Below are 24,995 nucleotides of genomic sequence, written 5' to 3'. Positions count from 1 at the left end.
GCGTGCGGTACCCGCCCGGCCCGCCCTGACACGCGCGGACAACCCGAATCGACGCCGCCGGGATGACTGGGCCGGGCGCCGACGGGTAGTGCGGGCAGCAGGACTCGACGACGGGAGACGAGATGGGCAGGCGGCGGCAGGACATCCAGGTGGCGGTGGTGACCGGAGCCAGCGCGGGCGTCGGCCGCGCCACGGTACGGCTGCTGGCCCGGCGCGGCATCGCCATCGCGCTGCTGGCCCGCGGGCGGGTCGGGCTCGACGCCGCCGCCGAGGAGGTACGCGCCGCGGGCAGCCGGGCCCTGCCGATCGAGGTCGACACGGCCGACTACGACCAGGTCGTCGACGCCGGGCGGCGGATCGAGGCGGAACTGGGTCCGATCGACCTGTGGATCAACGACGCCTTCAGCTCCGTCTTCGCGCCGTTCCAGCAGACCCGGCCGGAGGAGTTCCGCCGGGCCATGGAGGTCACCTACCTCGGCTACGTGCACGGCACCCGGGTCGCGCTGTCCCACATGACCCCCCGCGACCGGGGCACCATCGTGCAGGTCGGTTCCGCGCTTGCCTACCGGGGCATCCCCCTGCAGGCGGCCTACTGCGGGGCGAAGCACGCCATCGTCGGGTTCACCGAGTCCTTGCGCTGCGAGCTGATGCACGAGCGCAGCAACGTCAAGGTGACCATGGTGCACCTGCCGGCGGTGAACACCCCGCAGTTCGACTGGCTGCTGTCCCGGCTGCCCCGGCACGCCGAGCCGGTGCCGCCGATCTACGAGCCGGAGGTGGCCGCCCGCGCGATCGTCGGCGCCGCCGACCGGCCCGGCCGGCGCGAGTACTGGGTCGGCGCCTCCACCGCGCTGACCATCCTCGGCAACCGGGTCGCCCCCGGGCTGCTGGACCGCTACCTGGCCCGCACCGGCTACAAGTCCCAGCAGACCGGCCGCCCGGCCGATCCCGACCGGCCGAACAACCTCTGGCACCCCCTCGACGGGCCCGGCGGGCACGACTACGGCGCGCGGGGCGACTTCTCCTCCCGGGCGTACGGCCACAGCCCGCAGGCGTGGCTCTCCCGGCACCGGGTGGGGGTGGCCGCCGGCGTGCTCGGCACGGCGGCCGGCGTCCTCGCCTGGCGCCGGACCTGAAGCCCTCACCGCAGGTCGAGCACGCCCCGGTCGAGCACCTGCCGACCCCGGCCGTCGAGCGCCGCGAAGAGCGCGCCACCGGGCCGGAGCCACATCAGCACGGTGAGGGTGTCACCGGGGAACAGCGGTGCGCTGAACCGGGCGCTGATCCGGCGTACCCGGTCGGGCTCGCCGCCGGCCACCGCGTGGAGCAGCGTCCGGGCGGCGAAGCCGTACGTGCACAGGCCGTGGAGGATCGGGCCGGGGAGACCGGCGGCGGTGGCCACCGCCGGGTCGGAGTGCAGCGGGTTGCGGTCGCCGTTGAGCCGGTAGAGCAGGGCCTGGTCGGGGCGGATGCGGTGGCGGGCGGTGTGGTCGGGCGGCCCGGCCGGGCGCGGCCGGGCCGGGGCCGACGCGCGCCGGCCGTCGGCGGCGGCGCCGATGACGAACATGGTCCGCTCGACGGTGGCCAGGGGGGTGCCGTCGGGGTCGTGGATCTGCGACCGGTGGTGGACCAGGGTCCCGGAGCGGCGGTCGTGGACGCCGGTGACGACGGCGGTGACGTGGGCCCGGCCGGCGGGTGGGAGCGGCCGGTGCAGGGTCAGGGTCTCGCCGGCGTGCCGGACGGCGGCCGGTTCGCCGAGGTACGGCGGGTCGGCGGCGAGCAGGGTGGCGAAGGTCGGCAGGACGGCGTGCGGGTGGCCGGTGGAGTTCTCCGTGGTGAACCGCAGTTCGTCGGCGGGGTCGGTCTGTCCGGCGCCGACGCCGAGGGCGTAGCGGATGGTGTCGGAGGTCGTCCACGTCCGCTCGGTGGTCGTCGGCGCGTAACAGCCGGGTGAAGAAAGTCGGGTAGCTGCGGACCCCTCGACACGTTCCGTTACCGGATTGTGCTGGCTCATCAACGGCCGAGATTTCGGATTCGCCGTACCAGGCGGGTTGTTCAGGTGCTCCATGGGTGTTCCCTCCCCGATGCGCGGGCGGTGGGATGGGGGAATCGGGCCGGGCTTGCCTACTCTCTGTGGTGAAAGCCCGTCGGACGAAGACCTTGACGTTGTAAAGCGGCTCACAGTAGCGTCCCATATTAAGCAACCAAGACCACAATATGAGCCGCTGAAGTCTGGGGTAGCCATGAGAATGCGAGTGCAAGCCGCGGCCGCAGCCCTGCTGATGACCGTCGCCGTGTCGGCGTGTTCGGAGAACCAGTCCGCCGGGGAGTCCGGCGGCGGCGACAGCGGCGCGCCCGCAGCCGCCGTGAACTTCGGGGTCGGAGTCGACCCGGCGTACTCGCCGATCTACCTGGCCGACCAGGAGAAGCTCTTCGAGGAGGCCGGCCTCGACGTGACCGTCACCCAGTACCAGGAGGGCACGGGCGGGCTCGACGCGATCCTGGCGAAGCAGGGCCAGGTCACCGCCAGCACCGAGTCGAGCCTGCTCAACCGGTCCGCCCGTGGTGACATCAAGGGACTCGCGGTGTTCTCGCAGTCCCCCGACTTCATCAAGCTCGTCGCCCGTTCCGGCATCACCGACGTCGCCGGCATCAAGAAGTACGGCGTCGTGCCGGGCACCGTGAACGAGTACGCCACCAACAAGGTCCTCGACAACAAGGGCATCAGCCGCGACGCGGTCGAGTTCGTCAAGGCCTCACCCGCCGAGATGCCGGCGCTGTTGCAGCGCGGCGACATCGACGGCTACATCATGTGGGAGCCGTGGCCCTCGCGGGGTGTCGCCAACGGTGGCAAGGTGCTGCTGACCAGCGGTGACATCGGGTACGTCTACAACCTGGTGATCGGCGTCGACGGCGCCTGGTACGAGGCGAACAAGGAGACGGCCAAGAAGGTCGTCGACACCGTCGGCAAGGCGTGCGAGCAGCTCACCGCCGACCCGGCCAAGGCGGGCACGGTCACCGAGAAGGCGATCAAGGTGCCGGCGGCCGAGGCGCAGAACCTGCTCAAGGGCGTGCAGTGCCAGGTCCGGGACTTCACCGACGAGGACATCAAGCGCTACAACGAGATCGCCCAGTTCCAGCTGGACAACAAGATCGTGAACGAGAAGGTCGAGGCGGGGAACGTCATGGTCCGGGGGGTGGCGTGAACCGCTCCGGATCCCCGGTCTCGGTGCGCGACGTCGACATCCGGTTCGGCGACTTCGAGGCGGTCCGCGAGGCGAACCTCGACATCGCCGGTGGGGAGTTCGTCTGCCTGCTGGGTCCCAGCGGCTGCGGCAAGTCGACGCTGCTCAACGCGATCGCCGGCTTCGTCCGGCCGGCCGGCGGGGCGGTGACCTGCGCGGACGCGCAGGTCACCGGCCCCGACGTGTCGCGGGGCGTGGTGTTCCAGAGCGCCGAGGCCCTGTTCCCGTGGCTGACCGTGCGGCAGAACGTCGACTTCGGTCCGCGGATGCGGGGCGTGGGCAAGGCGCAGCGGGCCACCGCGGTCGACCGTTACCTGGCCATGGTCGGACTCAGCCACAGCGCCGACCGGTTCCCCGGCCAACTCTCCGGCGGCATGCGCCAGCGCGCGCAGTTGGCCCGGGTGCTCGCCAACGAGCCGTCGGTGGTGCTGATGGACGAGCCGTTCGGCGCGCTCGACGCGCAGACCCGGCTGGTGATGCAGGTCGAACTCGACCGGATCTGGCGGGAGACCGGCGCCACCATCGTGTTCGTCACCCACGACATCGGCGAGGCGATCCTGCTCGGCGACCGGATCGTCACGATGACCGCCGGCCCGTCCGCGGCGATCAAGAACGTCTACCCGTGCGACCTGCCCCGCCCGCGCGACCTGACCGACCCGGCGAGCGCCGCGCTCTTCCGCCTGCTGCGCGAGGACATCGGCGCCGAGGTGGCCCGGACGTTGCAGGCCCAGGGGCTGGACGACGGGCACGACGGCCGGCCCACCGGCGGCGACAGGGAGGCGTGACCATGAGCGTGGACGTACGTACGGTGGCGGAGCGGACCGGTCGGGACACTCCCGGTCCGGCCCGCCGGCGCCGGCCCGGGCCCCGGCTGACCCGGGTCGGGCTGTCGGTCCTGTCGGTGGTGCTCGGCGTCGTCGTCTGGGACCTGGTCAGCCGCAACTACACCGCCTTCTTCCTGCCGTCGCCGCTGCTCACCTGGCGGGGCGCGGTCGACCTGGTCCAGGACGGCACGCTGTGGAGCTCGGTGAGCGCCTCGTCCACCCGGATCCTGACCGGCTGGGCGCTCGGTGTGGTGATCGGCGTACCGGTCGGGCTGCTCATGGGCTGCGTGCCGTGGCTGCGGCTGATGGTGGACCCGTACATCCAGTTCTTCCGGTTCGTGCCGCCGATCGCCTTCGTCACGCTGGCGATCATCTGGCTCGGCCCGGGCGAGGCGTCGAAGATCGCGCTGATCTTCTACACCACCGTCTTCATCGTCGCGTTGAACACCCTCGCGGGGGTCCTGTCGGTCGACGAGCTGCGGCTGCGGGCCGCGCGGGCGCTCGGCGCCAACCCGGCCCGCACCCTGGTCTCGGTGGTGCTGCCGTCGACCGTCCCGCACGTCGTCACCGGCGCGCGGCTGGCCATGGGCAACTCGTTCCTGACGATCGTCTCCGCCGAGATCGTGGCGGCGCAGAGCGGCCTCGGCTCGCTCATCTGGACCGCCCGCAACTACGCCAAGACGGAGTGGGTCTTCGTCGGCATCATCGCCCTGGGCCTGCTCGGCTACCTCTTCGACTGGATCCTGCGGGCCGTCACCAGCAGGACCCTGCGCCGCTACGGCGTCACCTTCTGATCCGACCGACCGTGCCGGCGGCCCGACGGCCGCCCGGGTCCGCGCGCCCACCACTAGCGAAAGGCTCGCCATGCTGTGCATCGGCGTCGACATCGGTGGCACCTTCACCGACGTCATCGTGTACGAGCCGGCCACCGCCCGGCTCGCCGAGGCCAAGACCCTGTCCACGCCGGACGACCCGGCCGCGGCCATCTTCGAGGGCCTGGCCAAGCTCGGCGTCCGCCTCGACGAGGTCGACCGCTTCGTCCACGGCACCACCCGGGTGACAAACGCGCTGCTGGAGGGCTCCGGCGAGCCGGTGAGCGTGGTGGCCACGGAGGGCTTCCGGGACGTCCTGGAGATGGGGCTGGGGCACCGGCCGCAGCTCTACAGCGTCAAGGAGGCGGCGCGCCCGCCGTTGGCCCCGCGCCGGCTGCGGCACGTGCTGCGGGAGCGTATCGGCGCCGACGGCAGCGTCGTCCGCCCGGTCGACCCCGCCGACCTCGACGCCGTGCTGGACCGGGTGGCCGCCGCCGGCCCGACGGCGGTCGCCGTCTGCCTGCTGCACTCCTACCGCAACCCGGCGCACGAACGGGCCGCCGCCGCCCGGCTCGCCGAGCGTCACCCCGGCCTGGTCTGCACGATCTCCTCGGACGTGGTGCCGGAGCAGGGCGAGTACGAGCGGTTCGCGACCACCGTGCTCAACGCGAGCGTCCGGTCGACGGTCGCCGACTACCTGCGCGGGCTCGGCACCGCGCTCGCGGACGGCGGCTACGCCCAGCCGCTGTCGATCATGACCAGCAGCGGCGGGGTCGTCTCCACCGACGAGGCCGGCCGGCTGCCGATCAACCTGGCGCTGTCCGGCCCGGCCGGCGGGGTCGCCGCCAGCGTCCACGTCGCCGGGCTGGCCGGCTACCCGAACGTGATCACCTGCGACATCGGCGGCACCAGCACCGACGTCTGCCTGATCAAGAACGGCGCCCCGTTGATGACCAACGACGGGAAGATCGCCGGCTACCCGAACCGCACCTTCCAGGTCGAGATCAACACGATCGGCGCCGGCGGCGGCTCGATCGCCTGGCGCGACCTCGGCGGGGAACTGCGGATCGGGCCGCGCAGCGCCGGCTCGACCCCCGGCCCGGCCGCGTACGGCCGGGGCGGCACCGAGCCGACGACCACCGACGCGCACCTGGTCGTCGGTCACCTCGACCCGCAGGAGAGCCTCGGCGGCGAGGTACGCCTCGACGTCGCCGCCGCCCGCGCGGCGATGAGCCGGCTGGCCGGCGAGTTCGGCCTCGACGACCTGGAGCTGGCGCACGGCATCCTCACCATCGCCACCGTCAAGATGACGAGCGCGATCAAGGAGATCTCCGTCGCCTGCGGCCACGACCCGCGCGACTTCGTGCTGATGCCGTTCGGCGGCGCGGGCCCGATGCACGCCACCGCGCTCGCCGACGAGCTGGGCATCCGCCGGGTGCTGGTGCCGCCGGTGCCGGGCAACTTCTCCGCGCTCGGCTTCGTCACCGCCCAGGCCCGCCACGACTACGTGCGGACGGTGCTGGTCCCGGCCGACGAGACCGGGCTGGCCGCCGTCCGCGACGCCGTGGCCGAGCTGCGCGACACGGCGCGGGCCCAGCTCAAGGCCGAGGACGGGGTCGAACCCGACGAGGTCACGTTCGGCCTGTCGGTCGGCATGCGGTTCCGGGGCCAGTCGTTCGACCTGGCCGTGCCCGTCCCCGACGTGCCGGCGACCGCCGAGGAGCTGGTGGAGGCGTTCCACGCCGCCTACGCCGAGCGGTACGCGTACGCCCGGTCCGGGCACCCCGCCGAGATCGTCAACTGCCGGCTGACCGCGTTCGGCCCGCGACCCGCCGTACGCTTCGCGCCCCCGGCGGGCGCGTCGTCGGAGCCGGGGCGCACCCGGATCTACGGCGCGGACGGCTGGGTCGACGCCACCGTCCGGCGGCGCGTCGAGCTGGCCCCCGGCTGCGCGGTGCCCGGCCCGGCGGTGGTCCGCGAGAACGGCAGCACGACCGTGGTCGGCGCCGGGTGGACCGCGACCGTCGACGACCACGGAAACCTGCTGCTCGTCAAGGAGTGATCCGGTGATCCCGCCCGCCTTCGACGCCACCGTCCTGGACCGCGCCGCCCAGGCACCGGACCGTCCGTTGTACGTCTTCGACGACTGGGACCGACCGGTGTCGGCCGGCGAGTTCGCCGACCTCGCCGGTCGGGGCGCGGGGGTGCTCGCCGCGCTCGGGGTCGGTCGCGGCGACCGGGTCGCGGTGTGGGCCGAGAACGGCCTCGGCTGGCTGGTCCTGCTGGCCGCCGCGGCCTGGCGGGGCGCCGCGCTGGTGACCCTGCATCCGGCCCTGACCGCGGCGGAACTCACCGCGGCGCTGGCCCGCAGCCGCCCCCGCCGGCTCTTCGTCGCCGACCGGGTGCGGGACCGCGACGGCGGGGCCACCGCCGCGCGGGCGGTCGCCGCCCTGCCGCCGGACGCCCGCCCGGACGGCTGGCACACGTTCGGCGACGACCTGTCCGGGTTGCCCGGCTGGGCCGGCCCGGCGCCGGCCCCGGCCGGACACCCCGACGCGACCCTGAACATCCAGTTCACCTCGGGCTCGACCGGCCCGGCCAAGATGGTGGCGCTCAGCGCCCGCAACCTGGTCGCCAACGCCCGCTGGACGGCCGACGCCGCCCGGCTCGGCGCTGACGACCGGATCGCCTCGCCGCTGCCCCTGGCGCACGCGGCCGGCCTCGGCAGCGGCGCCGTGCTGGCGCTTGTCACCGGGGCGCTGTGGGTGTCGGTCCGCCGGTTCCGCTCCGAGCCGGTGCTGGCCCAGATCGCCCGGCACCGGTGCACCGTGCTCCAGGCCGTGCCGACGATGGCGACGATGCTCGCCGACACCGTCGAGCCCGCGCCCGAGCGCTTCGACCTGTCCTCGCTGCGGGTCGGCTTCCTCGGCGGCGCCGCGTGCGCGCCGGCGCTGCTCGCCCGGACCCGGCGGGTGTTCGGGCTGGACCGGATCGCGGTGATCTACGGGCAGACCGAGGCCGGGCCGACGATAAGCGTCGACCCCGGGGACGGAAGCTGCGGCCCGCCCGGCGACACCGTCGGCCGGATCGTGCCGGACCTGTGCGCCGTCGTCGTCGCGCCGGGCACCCGGACCGAACTGCCCGCCGGCCAGCCCGGCGAGCTGCTGGTACGCGGCGAGTCGGTGACCGCCGGCTACCTCGACGACCCGGTCGCCACCCGGGCCGCGCTCACCGACGACGGGTGGCTGCGTACCGGTGACCTGGGCGCGCTCGACGGCGACCGGGTCCTCACCCTCACCGGCCGGGTCAAGGAACTGATCATCCGGGGCGGCGAGAACGTCAGCCCGGCCGAGGTGGAGGCGGCGCTGCTCGACGACCCGACGGTCGCCCAGGTGTGTGTGCTCGGGGTGCCGTCGCCGCGGTGGGGCGAGGAGGTCGGCGTGCTCGTCGTCGCCGCCGCGGGCGCCGAGGCCGACCCCGACCGGCTCGCCGCGACCGCCGCCGCCCGACTGGCCCGGCACAAGGTGCCGACGCTGATCCGCACGGTGCCGGGCCTGCCGTTGCTGCCGTCCGGCAAGGTCGACAGGCGCGCCGCGCTCGGCCTGCTCACCGGTGAGGAGGAGCGCTGATGCAACTCGGCTCGTGTTTCCTGGACTCGTTGACCGTCACCAGCTTCTTCGGCAACGCCGAGATGCGGGGGGTCTTCAACGACCGTCAGCTCATGCAGTCCTGGCTCGACGTCGAGGCGGCCCTGGCCCGCGCCCAGGCCGGCCTCGGCGTCATCCCGTCGACCGCGGCCCGGGCCATCACCGACGCGGCCCGGCTCGACCGGCTCGACACGGCGGTGCTCGCCGCCGACGCCGCGGACACCGTGCACCCGCTGGTGCCGCTGGTCCGGGCGCTGACCGCCGCGTGCTCCGACGACGCCGGCCGTTACGTCCACCTCGGCGCGACCACCCAGGACGTGATGGACACCGGGTTCGTGCTGCGGGCCCGGGCCGGCCTGGACATCGTCGCGCGCCAGGTCGACGAGCTGGTGCGCATCCTGCGCCGGTTGGCGCTGCGGCACCGGGCCACCCCGATGCCGGCCCGCACCCACGGCCAGCAGGCGCTGCCGACCACGTTCGGGCTGCGCTGCGCGGTGTGGCAGAGCGAGCTGCAACGGCACCGGGCGCGGCTGGCCCAGATGCGGGCCCGGCTGCTCGTGACGAGCATGGGCGGAGCCGCCGGCACGATGGCCGGCTACGGCCCGCAGGCGTTCGCCCTGGAACGCGCGGTGGCCGACGAACTCGGCCTCGGCGTCGCGGACACCCCGTGGCACGCCACGTCGGACCGGTTCGCCGAGTGCCTGATGGTCCTCGGGCTGGTCGCCGCCAGCGCCGAGAAGCTGGCCCGGGAGGTCTACTTCCTCGGGCGCACCGAGGTCGGTGAGGCGTACGAGCCGCAGCGCGCCACCCAGGTCGGCAGCAGCACGATGCCGCACAAGCGCAACCCGATCCGGTGCGAGGCGGTGATCGCCGCCGCCGGCACGCTGCGCGCGCAGGTGCCGCTGGCGTTGCAGACCATGGTCGCCCAGGACGACCGCGACATGGGCGTCGGCATGACGCTGTGGAAGCTGCTGCCGGAGTGCTTCATCCTCATCGGCGGCGCGCTGGAACGGCTGGTCGAGGTCTTCGGCGACCTCGGCGTCAACCCGGACCGGATGCGGTCCAACCTGGACCTCACCGGCGGGCTGGTGCTCTCCGAGGCGGTCATGCTCCGCCTCGCCGAGCCACTCGGCCGGGAACAGGCCCACCACCTGGTGATGCGGATCGTCCGCGACAGCCTGGAACAGAACCGGCCGTTCGCCGACGTGCTGCGCGCCGACCCGCAGGTGGCCGCCGCCCTGCCCGGCGCCGACCTGGCCGGGCTGCTCGACCCGCTGTCGTACGTCGGGCACGCCGCCGCGCTCGTCGACCGGGCCCTTCTGACCTCGGAGTCACCATGACCATGACCACTGACCAGTCCGTGCTGGTGGACCACTCCGGGCGACTGGCCCGGGTGACGTTGAACCGGCCGTCCCGCCGCAACAGCTTCGACCTCGCCATGCTCGCCCGTTTCGAGGACGTGCTGCACGACCTCGGCCGGGACCGCACCGTCGAGGTGGTGGTGCTGACCGGCGCGGGGACGGCGTTCTGCGCCGGCACCGACCTGCGGGAGTTGGCCGGGCTCGACGCCGGGACCACCATGCACGTGCAGCGCCGCACCGCCGAACTCGTCGAACGCTGGTATCGGTTGGAGCAGACCACGGTCGCCGCCTTCAACGGGCCGGCGATCGGCTCGGGCGCCGTGCTCGGGCTCGCCTCCGACCTGCGGGTGGCCGCCGACAGCACGTTCTTCACCTTCCCCGAGGTGACCTTCGGCATCCCGTTGACCTGGAGCGGCATGGCGATCCTCGCCGACCTGGTCGGCGCGGACCTGGCCAAGCGCTGGCTGCTGCTCGGCGAGCGGGTCGAACCCGCCGAACTGCTTGACCTGCGCCTGGTCACCGGCGTGGTCGACGCCGGCGGGCTGCCGGACGCCGTCGACCGCATCACGGACCGGCTGCTCGCCACCTCGCCGGTCGGCCGGTCGATGACCAAACGCGCCGCCCGGCTGGCCGGCCCGCGGTTCGACGCGGTGGCGAACGACTCCTACCTCGGCGCGTTGAGCGTGGCGCTGCGCCCGCCGGGCGACTACCTCGACGGGGGTGCGCGGTGAAGGTCTTCGAGGCGATCGCCGACGCCGTCGTCGCGCACGGCGTCGACACCGTGTTCGGCCTGCTCGGCGACGCCAACATGTTCCTCGTCGCCGACCTGGTGCAGCGGCACGGCGTGCGCTTCGTCGCGGCCCGCAACGAGAACGCCGCGGTGATGATGGCCGACGGGTACGCCCGCAGCACCGGCCGGTGCGCGGTCGCCACGGTCACCCAGGGGCCGGGGCTGGCGGTGGCCGGCGCGGCGTTGACCATCGCCCGGCAGGCCCGCACCCCGCTGGTCCTGATCGCCGGCGACACCCCGCCCGGCGACCCGCTGCACGTGCAGCACTTCGACCAGCAGCCGTACGCGCTGGCGACCGCCGGCACGTTCGTACCGGTGGCCGCCGCCCCGACCGCCGTACGCGACGTCGGGTTGGCCTTCCGGGCGGCCCGCGAGCGGCCCGGCCCGGTCGTGCTGAACGTGCCGATCGACCTGGCCGACGCGCCGGCGCCACCCGGCCCGGTGCTCGCGCCGCCGGTGGCGCCCCGCGCGCCGCGCCCGCTCGTGCCGGATCCGGCCGACGTCGAGGCGCTGGCGCGACGGCTGCGGTCGGCGCACCGCCCGGTGCTGCTCGCCGGCCGGGGCGCCGAACCGTCCGCCGCCGCGATCCGGGAACTCGCCGACCGCAGTGGGGCCCTGCTCGCCACCACGCTGATGGCCGCCGGCCTGTTCACCGGGCACCCGTACGACCTCGGGGTGGCCGGGGGGCTGTCCCGGCCGCTGACCCGGCGGACCCTGGCCGGGGCGGACCTGGTGGTGACGTTCGGCGCCGGGCTCAACCGGTGGACCGCCGACCACGGCGCGCTCTTCCCGGACGCGGTGGTGGTCGGCGTGGACGTCGATCCGGCGGCGATCGGGGCCCGCTGGCCGGTGGCCGCCGGGGTGGTCGGCGACGCGGGGGAGACGGCCCGGGCGATGTCGGCGGCGCTGACGCCGGTGGCGCGGCCGGAGTGGCGCAGCCCGGACCTGGCCGCCGAACTGGCGGTCGCCGACCCGTTCGCGGGCCTGGACATCGGGTCCCGGCCGGGCCGGATCGATCCCCGGGAATTCATCCGGATCTGCGCCGAGCGCCTGCCGCGCGAGCGGACCACAGTGGTCGGCGTCGGTCACTTCGGCGGCTGGCCCAACCTGCTGCTCGACTCGGCCGCGACCGACAGGTCGTTCCTCGCGCCGTGGGAGTTCGGCAGCATCGGCGTGGGGCTGCCGTTCGCGGTGGGCGCCGCCGTGGGCCGGCCCGACCGGCCGGTGGTCGCCTTCGAGGGCGACGGCAGCCTGCTCACCGGGCTCGGCGAGCTGGACACCCTGGCCCGGGTCGGCGCGCCGGTGCTGCTGGTGCTGCTCGACGACGCCGCTTACGGCGCGGAGGTGCGCAAGCTGGCCCCGCGCGGGGTGGACCCGGCGCTGGCCCGTTTCCCCGCGCGGGACCTCGCGGCGGTGGCCCGCGCGCTCGGGCTGCCGGCGTGGACGGTCACCGACCCGGCGGGCGCGCGGGCGGCCTTCGACGAGGTGCTGCCGCTGGCCGGGCCGGCGGTGCTGCACGTGCGGATCCGCCCCGACGTGGTGCAGGAGAAGTTTTGACCGCCCCAGCCGCCCCGGCGACCGTCTCAGTCGCCCCAGACGTCGCCGAAGCCGTGGCCGAGCTGGTGGGACAGCTCGTCGGCGGTCCGGCGGGCCGCCGCGGCCAGTTCCGCCACCCGGGTCTCGTCGAGCCGGAAGATCGGGCCGGAGATGCTTATCGCGCCGGTGACCCGGCCGTGGCGGTCGCGGACCGGGGCGGCCACGACCCGCAGCCCCTCCTCGCTCTCCTGGTCGTTGAGCGCCCAGCCCTGCTGCCGGACGGTCGCCATCCGGGCCACGAACGTGTCCAGGTCGGTGATGGTGTTGCCGGTCAGGGCCGTGAACGGCGCGGTGGCGAGCATGGCCCGCAGCGCCGCCTCGTCGGAGTCGATCAGCAGGGCCTTGCCGGCGGCGCTGCACCACAGCGGGATGCGCCGGCCGAGCCGGGAGACGAGCTGGAGGTTGCGGGTGCCCTGCACGACGTGCAGCGAGATCGCGTCGAGGCCCTCCCGGACCGACAGGTTGACGCTCTCGCCCTCCTCCTCGGCCAGCCGGTGCACCAGCGGGCGGGCGACGGTGTGCAGGTCGAGGCCGGCGAGGTAGCGCGCGCCGAGCTCGAACACGGTGACCCCGAGCCGGTAGTTCCCGTTCTCCTCGTTGCGGTGCAGGAAACCGGCGTCGGCGAGCGCGCGGAACAGCCGGCTGGCGGTCGACTTGTGCAGGCCGAGTTCCCGGCTGACGTCGCTGACCTTGCGTTCGGCCTCGGTGCCGCGGAAGGCGAGCAGCACGCTGAGCGCGCGGTCCAGCGCCTGCGTGCCGGACTCGCGGGGGAGCGGCCCGGCGTCCGGGCCGGCGTCAGTGGCGTACGACATCTTGCTTCCCACCTTCTCGGTTGCTAGGTTTCATAATATAACTCTAGGACCACATTATGGTCCAGCCCGATGGTCCAGCCCGATGGTCCCAGCCCGGCAGCGAACCGGAACCAGTGAGGCATTCGCATGACTGTGAACCCGATCGACCTGGAAGTCGTCACCGAAGGTCTCATCTCGATCGTCCGGGAGATGCGACAGACGATCTTCCGCACGGCGCACTCGCCGGTGATCGCCGACGCGCAGGACTTCTCGTGCGCGCTGTTCGACCCGCAGGGGCAGATGGTCGCCCAGGGCCGGGACATGCCCGGTCACGTCATCGCCATGCCGGCCTCGGTCGCCGAGATCTTCGCCGACTTCGCCGACGAGATGCGCCCCGGCGACCTCTACATCGTCAACGACCCCTACCGCGGCGGCAGCCACCTCAACGACGTGACCCTGATCAGCCCGGTCTTCGTCGACGGGAAGCTCTTCCTCTTCCCCTGCGTGCGCATGCACTGGGCGGACATCGGCGGCATGACCCCGGGCAGCGTCTCCGGCCAGGCCACCGAGATCCTCCAGGAGGGGCTGCGGATCCCGCCGATCAGGCTGATCGAACAGGGCCGGCCCAACCGGGCCGCGTTCGACATCGTCTTCGCCAACGTGCGGATGGCCGAGGAACGCCGCGGCGACCTCGAATCCAGCATCGCCGCCTGCCACACCGCCGAACGGCGGCTGCGCGAACTCGTCGCCCGCCACGGCGCCGATTTGATCGGCGAATCCGTCGCCGCCAACATGGACCGCACCGAGCAGCGGCTGCGCGACATGATCCGGGCCCTGCCCGACGGCACCTACCACTACGAGGACTACCTCGACCTCTACACCGACGGGGACTACGACGCCGCCATCGTGCGGTGCCGGCTCACCGTCGACGGCGACGAGATCGAGGCCGACTTCCGCGGCTCGTCGAAACAGGTGGCGGCCGTGGTGAACTCCTCCCGCGCGATGACCGTCGCGGGCGTCTTCATCGCGGTCAAGTCGGCACTGGACCCCGGCGGCCTGGTCAACCACGGCGCGTTCCGGCCGCTGCGGGTGCTCACCGAGCCGGGCACCGTCGCGCACGTCAGCTATCCGGCCCCGGCCAACGCGCACAGCGAGGTCCGCAAGCGGGTCATCTCGGCCGTCATGGCCGCCCTCAGCCAGGTCGCGCCCGACCTCATCGCCGCCGACCAGTTCGGCACCACCTTCCAGAACCTCATCGGCGGCGTCGACGAGCACACCGGACGGCCCTACCTTTACTACGACTACCCGGCGGGTGGCAACGGCGGGTTCCTCGAATCCGACGGACCGAGCGCGATGAACCCCGTCGACCTCGGCGACATCTCCACCATCCAGTCCGTCGAACGGCTGGAGACCGAGATCCCGATCCTCGTCGAGGCGTGCGAGCTGCGCGTCGGTTCCTGCGGCGACGGGGTACGCCGCGGCGGGCTCGGCAGCCGCCGGGAGACCCGCCTGCTCGCAAGCGGCGGCGCGTACTCGGTGCAGACCGACCGGACCACGGTCCCGCCGTACGGGCTGCGGCACGGCGGGCCCGGCGCGCCCACCGTGACCCACATCCGGCGGCCCGACGGCGAGCGCGTCGACTTCGCCACCCCCGGCAAGGTCGCCGGTTTCCCGATGCGCGCCGGTGACGTGCTGGTGATGGAGTCGGCCGGCGGCGGGGGCTGGGGCGACCCGCTGGAGCGGCTGCCCGAGGACGTGGCCGAGGACGTCGCCCAGGAATACCTGACCGCCGCCGAGGCCGAGCGGCGCTACGGCGTCGTGCTCGACCCGGCCGGCCACGTCGACGCGACCGCGACCACCGCCCGCCGGGCGCGGCTGCGCGAGGAACGGCGCTGGCTGCGCACCACGGTCACCGCCCACCCGGCCTACACCGGTCGGCGCGGGCAGCGGCGGCTGGCGTACGTGGCCCCCGGCAGCGGCCTCGCCGAGGACACCCTCGTCGAGGTCCACGGTGGACATCCGGCCCCGCTGCGGGCCTGGATCCGGCACGACGCGGCCCTGGCCGCGGATGAACTCGCCCTCGACGACGACGGGCTCCAGATTCTCGGCACCGCCCCGCACGACCGTTCCTACGTGCGGGTGCTCGCCGGGGGAGGACGGTCATGAGCAAGGTATTCCGGGTGCCGCTGGCACCGGCCCGCGGCGGCGCCACCACCGCCCCCCGGGCCCCGCAGCCGACCACCACCGCGCCGCCACGGTGCGGCATCGTCGCCGGCTGCCTCAGCCCGCACCCCCCACACCTGATCTACGGCGAGAACCCGCCGCAGAACGAGCCCCGGTCCACCGGCGGGTGGGAGACGCTGCGCTGGGCGTACGAGCGACTGCGGGCCCGCATCCGCGAGGTGCACAAGCCCGACGTGCTCATCGTCCACGCCCCGCACTGGATCACCATGGTCGGCCACCACGTCAACTGCGTGCCGAACCCGCGCGGCATCTCCGTCGAGCCGATCTTCCCGCACCTGTTCCGCTACCGTTACGACTTCCGCAGCGACGTCGAACTCGGCGAGGCGATCGCCGCGGAGGCCAGCGGGCTCGGGCTGGTCACCCGCACGATGCGGGACCCCCGGGTACGCGTCGACTACGCCACCATCGGCGCCCTGCACCTGGCGAACCCGGCCTGGGACATCCCGGTGGTGTCGCTGTCGGCGAACAACAACCCGTACTTCTACTCCGACGCGTCGCTGGAGGAGATGGAGGTGCTGGGCGAGGCCACCCGGCGGGCCGTCGAGGCCACCGGGCGGCGGGCCGTGCTGCTCGCCTCCAACTCGCTGTCGCACCTGCACTGGCACGAGGAACCCGAACTGCCCGAGGACATGGAACGGGAACACCCGTACAACAACCACCAGTACCGGTGGGACATGAAGCTGCTGGAGGCGATCCGGCGCGGGCCGACCGCGCCGCTGCGCGAACTCATCGTCGAACACATCGAGGCGACCGCCTCGGAGACCAAGGCCGGCAGCCTCACCTGGATGCTCGCCGCGATGGGCTGGCCGAAGGTCGCCGGCGACGTGCTCGGCTACGGCACGATCATCGGCACCGGCAACGCGGTGGTGGAGTGGCTGCCCGAGGGGAGCCACCATGGCTGACCGGACCGGGATCGTCGCCGGGGCGCTGCTGCCCGGCATGCCGCACCTGCTCGCCGACGACCCCGCGCCGAGCTGGTCGGCGCTCGCCGACGGGGCCCGCGACGTCGGCGCCCGGCTGCGCCGCCTCGACCCCGACGTGGTGCTGCTGCTGTCGACCCAGTGGTTCACCGTCCTCGGCCACCAGTTCCAGTGCGACCCCAACCCGCGCGGCCAGCACGTCGACGAGAACTGGTACGCCTACGACTACGGCGTGCTCGACTACGACCTGCGGTTCGACGTCGACTTCACCGAACGCTGGGCCGACCGGGTCCAGGCCGGCGGGTTGCAGGCCCGGCGGACCCGCTACGAGGGGTTCCCGATCGACGCCGGCACCATCGTCACCTCCGCGCTGCTCGACCCGGAGCGCAAGCTCCGCTGGGCGCAGGTCTCCTGCAACCTCTACGCCGACGCCGGGACGCTCGCCGAGGTGGGCCGGGCCGGCGCCGCCGCCGCGCGCGACGCCGGCCTGCGCGCCGCCGTCGTCGTGGTGACCGGGATGTCCTCCGGGCTCCTCCAACAGTGGATCGAGCCCGGCCAGGACCGCATCGGCGAACCCGGCCACGAGCAGTGGAACACCCGCATCATCGACCTGCTCACCAGCGGCAAGGTCGACGAGGCGCTCGCCGTGCGGGAGGACTTCGCCCGGCAGGCGCAGGCCGACAGCCAGTTCCGGGCCTTGGCCTTCGCCGCCGGCGCGAACGCGGCCACCGGCCCGGCTCACCTGCACGCCTACGGCCCGATCTGGGGCACCGGCGGCGCAGTCCTGTCCTGGAACCTGACCGACCACTAGAGGAGAGACCATGCGGAACATGGCCGTGGGCTTCGTCGAAGCCGAAGGCTTCACCCCCGTCTTCGACGCCGTCGACGCGATGGTGAAGGCCACCGAGGTCGAGGTGACCAAGGTCGTCCGGCTCGGCGGCGGCATCGTCGCCGTCGCCGTACGCGGTGACCTCGCGACCGTCGAGGAAGCCGTCGACATCGGTGAGGAGACCGCGCGGGCCAAGAGCCGCTCGGTGCGATCGATCGTCTTCGCGAGCCCCTGCGACGCCGTCAGCGCGCTGGCGGCCGACCCCCAACTCGTCGGCAACTGACGCCCGGACAGGAGAACCAGACATGTCGTCCGACATCGCTATCGGAATCATCGAGACCCGCGGCATCGTGGCCCTTTCGGCGGGCATCGAAGCCATGATCAAGACTGCCGACGTCAGGTGTGTCGGCGTCGAACGGGTCACCAGCGGCTACCTCGCCGCCGCCGTACGTGGCACCCTCGCCGCCGTCCGGCAGGCCGTCTCGGCCGGCGAGGCCGCCGTCAAGGCCCACGGCGAGCTGCGCAGCTCGCAGATCTACCCCAAGCCGCACCCGACCACCGCGGCGCTGCTGGACGGCCCGGAGACCGCCCGGATCCGCGAGGTCATGGCCGCCCTGCGCGGAGAAGGCTGATGGTGCTCGGCGAGGTCGTCGGCAAGGTGTGGGCGGACCGCATCCTGACCCCGCTCCAGGGCCGGCGGCTCGTCCTGGTCCGGGTCCGGCCCGACGGCCCCGACCTGGTCGCCGTCGATCCGCTGAACGTCGGTGTCGGCACCACCGTCCTGGTCGTCACCGACGAGGCAGCCGCCGCGGTGGCCGGTGAGACCACTGTCGACGCCGCGGTCGTCGCCCTGATCGCCGACCCCGACGCCACCGACTCCGCGCCCACCACCGCCTGACGAGAGGTGCCCCTGATGACCGACGGGCTCTGGTCCCCGAGCCTGCTCGCCGGCCGGCCGGCCGGCGAGCCGACCGTGCTGCCGAACTTCGTCGACGGCGAGTTCGACACGTCCGGCGCGCGCTTCCCCAAGGTCTCGCCGGTCACCGGCGACACCATCCGCCACGTCGCCGAGGCCGACGAGTCCACCGTGGACGCGGCGGTGGCCGCGGCGCGGTCGGCGGTGCGCGGGCCGTGGGGCCGGATGGGTGAGCGGGACCGCGCCGCGGTCCTGTACCGGGTCGCCGACGAACTGGAGCGCCGGTTCGAGGACCTGGTGGCGGCCGAGGTCGGTGACACCGGCAAGTCGATCTCGCAGGCCCGGACCCTCGACATCCCGCGCGGCGCGGCCAACTTCCGGGCCTTCGCCGAGATCGTGGCGACCGCGCCGACGGAGTCGTTCACCACCGCCACGCCGACCGGCGGGCGGGCGCTCAACTACGCGGTGCGCAAGCCGGTCGGGGTGGTCGCGGTGATCGTGCCGTGGAACCTGCCGCTGCTGCTGCTGACGTGGAAGGTCGCGCCGGCGCTCGCCTGCGGCAACGCGGTGGTGGTGAAGCCGTCGGAGGAGACGCCGTCGTCGGCCACGCTACTGGCCGAGGTGATGGCGGCGGCGGGCGTGCCCGACGGTGTCTTCAACGTGGTGCACGGGTTCGGGCCGGGCTCGGCCGGGGAGTTCCTCACCCGGCACCCGGGGGTGGACGCGATCACGTTCACCGGCGAGTCGGCCACCGGCGGGGCGATCATGCGGGCTGCGGCCGACGGGGTGAAGGCCGTGTCGTTCGAGCTGGGGGGCAAGAACGCCGGCCTGGTCTTCGCGGACGCGGACCTCGACGCCGCGGTCGAGGGCTCGGTCCGGTCGTCGTTCACCAACGGCGGTCAGGTCTGCCTGTGCACCGAGCGGCTGTTCGTGCAACGGCAGGTGTTCGACGAGTTCACCGCGCGGTTGGCGAAGCGGGCCGACGAGTTGACGTTCGGCTGGCCGGCCGACGAGGCCACGGTGAACATGCCGCTGATTTCGCACCAGCACCGGGAGAAGGTGCTCGGCTACTACGACCTGGCCCGCGCCGACGGCGCGACGGTGCTCGCCGGTGGCGGCGTACCCCGGTTCGACGACGCCCGCGACGGCGGCGCCTACGTCAAGCCGACGGTGTTGACCGGTCTGGCCCCCACCGCCCGGATCAACCGGGAGGAGGTCTTCGGCCCGGTGTGCCACGTGACGCCGTTCGACGACGAGGACGAGGCGTTCGCCCTGGCCAACGACAGCGAGTACGGGCTGGCCGGCACCGTCTGGACCCGGGACGTGGGCCGGGCGCACCGGGCCGGCGCCCGGCTGGAGGCCGGGATCGTGTGGGTGAACACGTGGTTCCTGCGGGATCTGCGCACCCCGTTCGGCGGGGTGAAGGCGTCAGGTGTCGGCCGGGAGGGCGGCGTCCACTCGCTGAACTTCTACTCCGAACTGACGAACGTCTGCGTGGACCTGTCATGAGCGACGTGGTTCGGGCCGCGGCGCTGCTCCGCGCCGCCCACGAGACCGGGCAGCCGGTCGCGCCGCTGCGCGGCGACCTGCTGCCGGTCGGTGACGTCGACGCGGCGTACCAGGTGCAGCGGGCGCAGGTCGCCGACTGGGAGGCCGCCGGCCGGCGGCGGGTCGGCGCGAAGATCGGCCTGACGTCGCGGGCGGTGCAGGAGGCGTTCGGCGTCCACCAGCCGGACTTCGGGGTGCTGTACGCGGACATGGCGGTCCCGGACGGCGACGAGATCGACCTCGGCCGGCTGGTGCAGCCCCGGGTGGAGGCCGAGGTGGCGTTCGTGCTCGGCGCGGACCTGCCCTTCGAGCAGCCGACCACCGCTGACGTGATCCGGGCGACCGACCACGTCCTGCCGGCGATCGAGGTCGTGGACTCCCGGATCGCGGACTGGGACATCTCGATCGTGGACACGGTCGCCGACAACGCCTCCTCGGGCCTGTTCGTCCTCGGCAACCAGCCGCGCGCGCTGTCGCAGGTCGACCTCCGGCTGGCCGGGATGGTGCTCGAACACGCGGGGGAGCCGGTGTCGGTCGGCGCCGGGGCGGCCTGTCTCGGCCATCCCGTGCACGCGGTCGTGTGGTTGGCCCGGAAGCTGGCCGCCGCGGGCACCCCGCTCGTCGCCGGTGACGTGGTGCTGTCCGGGGCGCTCGGGCCGATGGTGCCGGTCACCGCCGGCGCGGCGTACGAGGCACGTATCTCCGGTCTGGGTTCGGTCCGGGTCTGTTTCGGTGTGGGGGTGGGGCAGTGAGCACGGGTGTGGCGGTGATCGGGTCGGGGAACATCGGCACCGATCTGATGATCAAGGTGTTGCGGTTGTCGGAGTCGCTGCGGATGGTGGCGATGGTCGGGGTCGACCCCGCTTCCGACGGCCTCGCGCGGGCCCGCCGGCTCGGGGTGGCCACCACCGCCGACGGGATCGACGGGCTGCTGGCGATGCCGGAGTTCGCCGACGTGGCGGTGGTGTTCGACGCGACGTCGGCCGGAGCCCACCGCCGGCACGCCGCGCTGCTGCGCGAGCACGGCCGGCTGGTGGTCGACCTGACCCCGGCCGCGGTCGGCCCGTACGTGGTGCCGCCGGTCAACCTGGACGAGCACCTGGACGAGCCGAACGTGAACATGGTGACCTGCGGCGGCCAGGCGACCGTACCCGTCGTCGCTGCCGTCGGCCGGGTGACACCCGTGCGGTACGCGGAGATCGTCGCATCGATCGCGTCGCGCTCGGCGGGCCCGGGCACCCGGGCGAACATCGACGAGTTCACCGAGACCACGGCGCGGGCGATCGAGGTCGTCGGCGGCGCCCGCGCCGGCAAGGCGATCATCGTGCTGAACCCGGCGGAACCGCCGTTGCTGATGCGGGACACCGTCTACTGCCTGTGCCCCGACCCGGACGTCGACCGGGCGGCCGTCGCGGCGTCGGTCGAGGCGATGGTCGCCGACGTCGCCGGGTACGTGCCCGGCTACCGGCTCAAGCAGCAGGTGCAGTTCGACCCCGTGGACACCTACGTGCCGGCGCTCGGCGGCCGGTTCACCGGGGTGCAGGTGTCGGTGTTCCTGGAGGTGTCCGGGGCCGGGCACTACCTGCCGGCGTACGCCGGCAACCTGGACATCATGACGTCGGCCGCGTTGCGGACGGCGGAGCGGATGGTCGCACGACGCGCCGAGCGGGAGGTACCGGCATGACCGGGCTGTACATCCAGGACGTGACGCTGCGGGACGGCATGCACGCGGTGCGGCACCGGTTCACCGTCGACCAGGTCCGGTCGATCACCGCCGCGCTCGACGCGGCCGGAGTCGCGGCGATCGAGGTCGCGCACGGCGACGGGCTGGCCGGTTCGAGCGTGAACTACGGGCACGGGGCCGCCTCCGACGCGGACTGGATCGCGGCGGCGGCGGAGGCGGTCACCACCGCCCGGCTGACCACGCTCCTGCTGCCCGGCATCGGCACGATCGCCGACCTCAGGGCCGCCCGCGACCTCGGCGTGACGAGCGTGCGGATCGCCACGCACTGCACCGAGGCGGACATCTCCGCGCAGCACATCGGGTGGGCGCGCGACAACGGCATGGACGTGTCCGGGTTCCTGATGATGTCGCACATGAACGAGCCGGCGGCCCTGGCCGAGCAGGCGAAGCTGATGGAGTCCTACGGCGCGCACTGCGTCTACGTCACCGACTCCGGCGGCCGGCTGCTGACCCGGGACGTCGCCGAGCGGGTCGACGCGTACCGTCAGGTCCTCGACCCGGCGACGCAGATCGGCATCCACGCCCACCACAACCTGTCCCTCGGCGTGGCGAACAGCGTGGCGGCGGTCGAACACGGCACCGTCCGGGTCGACGCCAGCCTGGCCGGGCACGGCGCGGGCGCCGGGAACGCGCCCCTGGAGGTGTTCGTCGCCGTCGCCGAACTGCACGGCTGGGAGCACGGCTGCGACGTGTTCGCGTTGATGGACGCGGCCGACGACCTGGTGCGGCCGTTGCAGGACCGGCCGGTCCGGGTGGACCGGGAGACGCTCACCCTCGGCTACGCGGGGGTCTACTCCAGCTTCCTGCGGCACGCCGAATCGGCGTCGGAGCGCTACGGCGTGGACGTCCGCTCGATCCTTGTCGAACTCGGCCGCCGCCGCATGGTCGGCGGGCAGGAGGACATGATCGTCGACGTGGCCCTCGACCTGGCCACCGCCACCGCCCGGACCGGAGGGGACCGATGACCACCGTCGACCAGCTCGCCGCGCGTCTCGACGCGGCGGCGACCAGCCGGGTCGCGGTCCCGCAGCTCGGCGCCGACGTCGGCCTGGACGTGCCCACCGCCTACCAGGTGCAGGAGGCCGTCGTCGCGCGCCGGGTGGCCCGCGGCGAACGCCCGGTCGGGCTGAAGCTGGGGCTGACCAGCCGGGCCAAGATGGCGCAGATGGGCGTCGACGAGGTCATCTGGGGTCGCCTCACCGACGCCATGCGCATCCCCGACGGCGGCACGCTCCGGCTCGCCGACCACCTCCACCCGAAGGCGGAACCGGAGGTCGCCTTCCTCGTCGAGGGCGGCGCGATCACGGCGGTCGCGCCGGCGATCGAGGTCATCGACTCCCGGTACGTCGACTTCCGCTTCACGCTGCCCGAGGTCGTCGCCGACAACACCTCGGCGAGCGGCTTCGTGCTCGGCGCCTGGCAGCCGGTGCCGGCCGGGATCGACAACCTCGGCGTGCTGCTGGAGGTCGACGGACGCGCCGTCCAGGTCGGGTCGACGGCGGCCATCCTCGGCGATCCCCGGCGGGCCCTGCCCGACGCGGTCCGGCTCGCCGGCGCGTACGGCGTGGACCTGGCCGACGGCGCGGTCCTGCTCGCCGGCGCGGCCACCGCCGCCGTCCCGCTGCGCGGCAGCGCGCACGTCCGGGTCACCGTCGAGAAGCTCGGCACGGCGTCCCTGCGGGTCGGGTCGTGACCGGGCGGAGCGGGGCCGACCCGGGCGGGGTGGTGCCCGGCCTGGCCACGCCGCGCGGCCGGTTCCCGCACGTCCGGGTCGCCGGCGACCTGATCTTCGTCTCGGGTATTTCCAGCCGCCGGCCGGACAACAGCATCGCCGGCGCCCGGGTGGACCCGATGGGCGTCACCGACCTCGACATCCGGGCGCAGACCCGCGCCGTCCTCGACACCATCCGCGACATCCTGCGCTCCGTCGACGCCGACCTCGCCGATCTGGTCCAGGTCACCACCTATCTGGTCAACATGAACGACTTCGGCGGCTACAACGAGGTGTACGCCGAGTACTTCGACGAGACCGGCCCGACCCGCACCACTGTGGCGGTGCACCAGTTGCCGCACCCGCACCTGCTCATCGAGATCCAGGCGGTGGGGCACCGCCGCGCGAGCCGCTGACGGGGCCGCGCGCTCACACCTTGACAAGCTTCGATGTTAACGTGAACATTCGTTAACCGGCGTGTAACCACCGCCGAAGGCTGTTCGGCCACGTGAGCTGACGAGGTCGCTGGAGGTTTCCATGGCAGGAGCGGATCGGGCGTCGCGGTCGCGGGGCCGGCGGGTCGTGGCGGTGCTGGGTGCGGTGGGCCTGCTGCTGGGCGCGGGGGTGGCGTACGCGGTGCCGTCCGCCTCGGCGGCGACCGTGGACACGTCGGCGTCGTACGTGTTCGTGAACCGGCACAGCGGCAAGGCGATGGATCTCTACGACTGGTCCACGGCGGAGAACGCGCCGGTCAACCAGTGGACACGTAACGACCTCGCGGTGCAGCAGTGGCAGTTCGTCGACGCCGGTGGCGGGTTCTACAAGGTGCGGTCGCGGCACAGCGGGAAGGTGCTGGAGCTGCCGAACGGCAACGACGGCACCCAACTGGTGCAGTCCACCGACAGGTCGTCGGCGACCCAGCAGTTCCGGTTGCAGGACTCCGCCGGTGGGTTCGTACGGTTCGTGAACCGGCAGTGGAACAAGGTCATCGACGTGTGGGAGTGGTCGACGGCCGACGGCGGCCGGTTGGCCGGCTACTCCGATCTCGACGGCGCCAACCAGCAGTGGCAGCTGATCCGTCTCGGCGGCGGGACGCCGAGCACCCCGGCGCCGGCCTACCCGCAGCCGATGACGGTCTCCGGGGACGTCGGCGTCCACGACCCGACCGTGGTGAAACGACCCGACGGCACCTACCTCGTCGCGCACACCGGTGACAACATCGCCCTGAAGACCTCCACCGACCGGGTCACCTACCGCAACGCGGGCACCGTCTTCCCCGGCGGCGCGCCGTGGACCACCACCTACACCGGCGGCGCGCGCAACCTGTGGGCGCCGGACCTGTCCTACCGCAACGGGCGCTACTTCCTGTACTACTCGGCGTCGACCTTCGGCTCCAACCGTTCGGCGATCTTCCTGGCCACCAGCCCCACCGGCGCCTCCGGGAGCTGGACCAACGAGGGACTGGTCATCGAGTCGCGGACCTCGGACACCTTCAACGCCATCGACCCGAATCTGTTCGTGGACGACCAGGGCCGCCTGTGGCTCACCTTCGGCTCGTTCTGGTCCGGCATCAAGATGATTGAGATCGATCCGTCGACCGGACGCCGGCTCGGCAGCGCCATGCGCAGCCTCGCCGCCTACGGCCCCGGCATCGAGGCGCCAGTCCTGGTCAAGCGCGGCTCGTGGTACTACCTGTACGTCTCGTTCGACAGGTGCTGCCAGGGCGCCGCCAGCACCTACCGGGTCATGGTCGGTCGCTCGGCGAGCCCGACCGGGCCGTTCGTCGACCGCACCGGCCGGGACATGCTCTCCGGCGGAGGCACCCAGATCCTGGCCTCGCACGGCAGCGTGCACGGACCCGGCCACCAGGCGGTCCTCGCCGACACCGACGGCGACCTCCTCTTCTACCACTACTACGCCGACAACGGCACGTCGCTGCTCGGCGTCAACCGCCTCCGCTACGACGCCGACGCCTGGCCCTACGTCTCCTGATCCGGCTGGCCCGCCTCACGTTTCC

General features: G+C 73.3%; 24 protein-coding genes. 22 read left to right on the top strand and 2 right to left on the bottom strand.

Annotation, left to right across the window (positions count from 1 at the left end):
• The first annotated feature begins 122 nt into the window (after positions 1 to 122).
• Positions 123 to 1,136: an SDR family oxidoreductase gene (locus O7602_RS16500; RefSeq protein ID WP_281583536.1), complete on the top strand. Its 1,014-nt coding sequence runs from the start codon at positions 123 to 125 to the stop codon at positions 1,134 to 1,136.
• Between the two features lie 5 nt (positions 1,137 to 1,141).
• On the opposite strand, the gene O7602_RS16495 is transcribed toward O7602_RS16500, so the two are convergent.
• The gene (locus O7602_RS16495; protein WP_281583535.1) at positions 1,142 to 2,068 is read right to left on the bottom strand and encodes a MaoC family dehydratase; all 927 of its coding nucleotides are present in this window, start codon (positions 2,066 to 2,068) and stop codon (positions 1,142 to 1,144) included.
• A 181-nt stretch (positions 2,069 to 2,249) separates the two neighbouring features.
• Here O7602_RS16495 and O7602_RS16490 point away from each other — a divergent pair, with 181 nt between their 5' ends.
• From O7602_RS16490 to O7602_RS16455, 8 genes are all read left to right on the top strand, one after another.
• Positions 2,250 to 3,206 (top strand): ABC transporter substrate-binding protein, encoded by a 957-nt coding sequence (locus O7602_RS16490; RefSeq protein ID WP_281583534.1) that lies wholly within the window; start codon positions 2,250 to 2,252, stop codon positions 3,204 to 3,206.
• A complete protein-coding gene (locus O7602_RS16485; RefSeq protein WP_281583533.1) occupies positions 3,203 to 4,030 on the top strand; it encodes an ABC transporter ATP-binding protein in 828 nt (275 codons plus the stop codon). Before O7602_RS16490 ends, O7602_RS16485 begins: the two co-directional genes overlap by 4 nt.
• 2 nt (positions 4,031 to 4,032) lie before the next feature.
• On the top strand, positions 4,033 to 4,863 hold the full coding sequence (locus tag O7602_RS16480) for an ABC transporter permease (RefSeq protein WP_281583532.1): 831 nt from the start codon (positions 4,033 to 4,035) through the stop codon (positions 4,861 to 4,863).
• Between the two features lie 70 nt (positions 4,864 to 4,933).
• Positions 4,934 to 6,943 carry a hydantoinase/oxoprolinase family protein gene (locus O7602_RS16475; protein WP_281583531.1) on the top strand — a complete coding sequence of 670 codons (2,010 nt, stop codon included), beginning with the start codon at positions 4,934 to 4,936 and terminating at the stop codon, positions 6,941 to 6,943.
• 4 nt (positions 6,944 to 6,947) lie between these two features.
• Positions 6,948 to 8,510, top strand: a complete 1,563-nt coding sequence (locus tag O7602_RS16470) for a class I adenylate-forming enzyme family protein (RefSeq protein ID WP_281583530.1) — start codon at positions 6,948 to 6,950, stop codon at positions 8,508 to 8,510.
• Entirely contained in the window at positions 8,510 to 9,868 is a 1,359-nt protein-coding gene (purB, locus tag O7602_RS16465; protein ID WP_281583529.1) for an adenylosuccinate lyase, read from the top strand. The genes O7602_RS16470 and purB overlap by 1 nt, the downstream gene beginning before the upstream one ends.
• Positions 9,865 to 10,620, top strand: coding sequence for an enoyl-CoA hydratase/isomerase family protein (locus O7602_RS16460; protein WP_281583528.1), 756 nt, complete (start codon positions 9,865 to 9,867; stop codon positions 10,618 to 10,620). Before purB ends, O7602_RS16460 begins: the two co-directional genes overlap by 4 nt.
• Entirely contained in the window at positions 10,617 to 12,236 is a 1,620-nt protein-coding gene (locus tag O7602_RS16455; RefSeq protein WP_281583527.1) for a thiamine pyrophosphate-binding protein, read from the top strand. The genes O7602_RS16460 and O7602_RS16455 overlap by 4 nt, the downstream gene beginning before the upstream one ends.
• 26 nt (positions 12,237 to 12,262) lie before the next feature.
• Here O7602_RS16455 and O7602_RS16450 read toward each other — a convergent pair whose 3' ends face one another.
• Positions 12,263 to 13,087, bottom strand: coding sequence for an IclR family transcriptional regulator (locus O7602_RS16450; RefSeq protein WP_281583526.1), 825 nt, complete (start codon positions 13,085 to 13,087; stop codon positions 12,263 to 12,265).
• A gap of 126 nt (positions 13,088 to 13,213) precedes the next feature.
• Here O7602_RS16450 and O7602_RS16445 point away from each other — a divergent pair, with 126 nt between their 5' ends.
• The 13 genes from O7602_RS16445 to O7602_RS16385 all read left to right on the top strand — a co-directional run bounded on the left by O7602_RS16445 (position 13,214) and on the right by O7602_RS16385 (position 24,970).
• The gene (locus O7602_RS16445; protein WP_281583525.1) at positions 13,214 to 15,232 is read left to right on the top strand and encodes a hydantoinase B/oxoprolinase family protein; all 2,019 of its coding nucleotides are present in this window, start codon (positions 13,214 to 13,216) and stop codon (positions 15,230 to 15,232) included.
• Positions 15,229 to 16,212 carry a tRNA U-34 5-methylaminomethyl-2-thiouridine biosynthesis protein gene (locus O7602_RS16440; RefSeq protein WP_281583524.1) on the top strand — a complete coding sequence of 328 codons (984 nt, stop codon included), beginning with the start codon at positions 15,229 to 15,231 and terminating at the stop codon, positions 16,210 to 16,212. Before O7602_RS16445 ends, O7602_RS16440 begins: the two co-directional genes overlap by 4 nt.
• The gene (locus O7602_RS16435; RefSeq protein ID WP_281583523.1) at positions 16,205 to 17,041 is read left to right on the top strand and encodes a 2-amino-5-chlorophenol 1,6-dioxygenase subunit alpha; all 837 of its coding nucleotides are present in this window, start codon (positions 16,205 to 16,207) and stop codon (positions 17,039 to 17,041) included. The genes O7602_RS16440 and O7602_RS16435 overlap by 8 nt, the downstream gene beginning before the upstream one ends.
• A gap of 10 nt (positions 17,042 to 17,051) precedes the next feature.
• Positions 17,052 to 17,342: a BMC domain-containing protein gene (locus O7602_RS16430; RefSeq protein ID WP_018783793.1), complete on the top strand. Its 291-nt coding sequence runs from the start codon at positions 17,052 to 17,054 to the stop codon at positions 17,340 to 17,342.
• A 22-nt stretch (positions 17,343 to 17,364) separates the two neighbouring features.
• On the top strand, positions 17,365 to 17,691 hold the full coding sequence (locus tag O7602_RS16425) for a BMC domain-containing protein (protein ID WP_281583522.1): 327 nt from the start codon (positions 17,365 to 17,367) through the stop codon (positions 17,689 to 17,691).
• Positions 17,691 to 17,957 (top strand): EutN/CcmL family microcompartment protein, encoded by a 267-nt coding sequence (locus tag O7602_RS16420; protein ID WP_281583521.1) that lies wholly within the window; start codon positions 17,691 to 17,693, stop codon positions 17,955 to 17,957. The genes O7602_RS16425 and O7602_RS16420 overlap by 1 nt, the downstream gene beginning before the upstream one ends.
• Before the next feature lie 15 nt (positions 17,958 to 17,972).
• On the top strand, positions 17,973 to 19,484 hold the full coding sequence (locus O7602_RS16415) for a 2-hydroxymuconic semialdehyde dehydrogenase (RefSeq protein WP_281583520.1): 1,512 nt from the start codon (positions 17,973 to 17,975) through the stop codon (positions 19,482 to 19,484).
• The gene (locus O7602_RS16410; protein WP_281583519.1) at positions 19,481 to 20,275 is read left to right on the top strand and encodes a fumarylacetoacetate hydrolase family protein; all 795 of its coding nucleotides are present in this window, start codon (positions 19,481 to 19,483) and stop codon (positions 20,273 to 20,275) included. Before O7602_RS16415 ends, O7602_RS16410 begins: the two co-directional genes overlap by 4 nt.
• Complete coding sequence (locus O7602_RS16405) at positions 20,272 to 21,207, top strand: acetaldehyde dehydrogenase (acetylating) (RefSeq protein WP_281583518.1); 936 nt, start codon at positions 20,272 to 20,274, stop codon at positions 21,205 to 21,207. Before O7602_RS16410 ends, O7602_RS16405 begins: the two co-directional genes overlap by 4 nt.
• Positions 21,204 to 22,232 carry a 4-hydroxy-2-oxovalerate aldolase gene (gene dmpG / locus O7602_RS16400; protein WP_281583517.1) on the top strand — a complete coding sequence of 343 codons (1,029 nt, stop codon included), beginning with the start codon at positions 21,204 to 21,206 and terminating at the stop codon, positions 22,230 to 22,232. Before O7602_RS16405 ends, dmpG begins: the two co-directional genes overlap by 4 nt.
• Positions 22,229 to 22,960, top strand: coding sequence for a 4-oxalocrotonate decarboxylase (locus O7602_RS16395; protein WP_281583516.1), 732 nt, complete (start codon positions 22,229 to 22,231; stop codon positions 22,958 to 22,960). The genes dmpG and O7602_RS16395 overlap by 4 nt, the downstream gene beginning before the upstream one ends.
• On the top strand, positions 22,957 to 23,394 hold the full coding sequence (locus O7602_RS16390) for a RidA family protein (RefSeq protein ID WP_281583515.1): 438 nt from the start codon (positions 22,957 to 22,959) through the stop codon (positions 23,392 to 23,394). Before O7602_RS16395 ends, O7602_RS16390 begins: the two co-directional genes overlap by 4 nt.
• A gap of 121 nt (positions 23,395 to 23,515) precedes the next feature.
• A complete protein-coding gene (locus O7602_RS16385; protein WP_281583514.1) occupies positions 23,516 to 24,970 on the top strand; it encodes a family 43 glycosylhydrolase in 1,455 nt (484 codons plus the stop codon).
• Positions 24,971 to 24,995: the final 25 nt, after the last annotated feature.

Origin of the sequence: Micromonospora sp. WMMD1128 (genome assembly GCF_027497235.1) — a bacterium.
Classification (GTDB): domain Bacteria; phylum Actinomycetota; class Actinomycetes; order Mycobacteriales; family Micromonosporaceae; genus Micromonospora.
The sequence above is the reverse complement of the archived record's forward strand: the minus strand, read 5'-3'. Positions and strand labels throughout refer to the sequence as shown.

Coding starts and splice junctions, on each gene's coding strand:
- O7602_RS16500 (WP_281583536.1), top strand. CDS start 123: ATGGGCAGGCGGCGGCAGGACATCCAGGTGGCGGTGGTGACCGGAGCC.
- O7602_RS16495 (WP_281583535.1), bottom strand. CDS start 2,068: ATGGAGCACCTGAACAACCCGCCTGGTACGGCGAATCCGAAATCTCGG.
- O7602_RS16490 (WP_281583534.1), top strand. CDS start 2,250: ATGCGAGTGCAAGCCGCGGCCGCAGCCCTGCTGATGACCGTCGCCGTG.
- O7602_RS16480 (WP_281583532.1), top strand. CDS start 4,033: ATGAGCGTGGACGTACGTACGGTGGCGGAGCGGACCGGTCGGGACACT.
- O7602_RS16475 (WP_281583531.1), top strand. CDS start 4,934: ATGCTGTGCATCGGCGTCGACATCGGTGGCACCTTCACCGACGTCATC.
- purB (WP_281583529.1), top strand. CDS start 8,510: ATGCAACTCGGCTCGTGTTTCCTGGACTCGTTGACCGTCACCAGCTTC.
- O7602_RS16460 (WP_281583528.1), top strand. CDS start 9,865: ATGACCATGACCACTGACCAGTCCGTGCTGGTGGACCACTCCGGGCGA.
- O7602_RS16450 (WP_281583526.1), bottom strand. CDS start 13,087: ATGTCGTACGCCACTGACGCCGGCCCGGACGCCGGGCCGCTCCCCCGC.
- O7602_RS16445 (WP_281583525.1), top strand. CDS start 13,214: ATGACTGTGAACCCGATCGACCTGGAAGTCGTCACCGAAGGTCTCATC.
- O7602_RS16440 (WP_281583524.1), top strand. CDS start 15,229: ATGAGCAAGGTATTCCGGGTGCCGCTGGCACCGGCCCGCGGCGGCGCC.
- O7602_RS16435 (WP_281583523.1), top strand. CDS start 16,205: ATGGCTGACCGGACCGGGATCGTCGCCGGGGCGCTGCTGCCCGGCATG.
- O7602_RS16430 (WP_018783793.1), top strand. CDS start 17,052: ATGCGGAACATGGCCGTGGGCTTCGTCGAAGCCGAAGGCTTCACCCCC.
- O7602_RS16425 (WP_281583522.1), top strand. CDS start 17,365: ATGTCGTCCGACATCGCTATCGGAATCATCGAGACCCGCGGCATCGTG.
- O7602_RS16420 (WP_281583521.1), top strand. CDS start 17,691: ATGGTGCTCGGCGAGGTCGTCGGCAAGGTGTGGGCGGACCGCATCCTG.
- O7602_RS16415 (WP_281583520.1), top strand. CDS start 17,973: ATGACCGACGGGCTCTGGTCCCCGAGCCTGCTCGCCGGCCGGCCGGCC.
- O7602_RS16410 (WP_281583519.1), top strand. CDS start 19,481: ATGAGCGACGTGGTTCGGGCCGCGGCGCTGCTCCGCGCCGCCCACGAG.
- dmpG (WP_281583517.1), top strand. CDS start 21,204: ATGACCGGGCTGTACATCCAGGACGTGACGCTGCGGGACGGCATGCAC.
- O7602_RS16395 (WP_281583516.1), top strand. CDS start 22,229: ATGACCACCGTCGACCAGCTCGCCGCGCGTCTCGACGCGGCGGCGACC.
- O7602_RS16385 (WP_281583514.1), top strand. CDS start 23,516: ATGGCAGGAGCGGATCGGGCGTCGCGGTCGCGGGGCCGGCGGGTCGTG.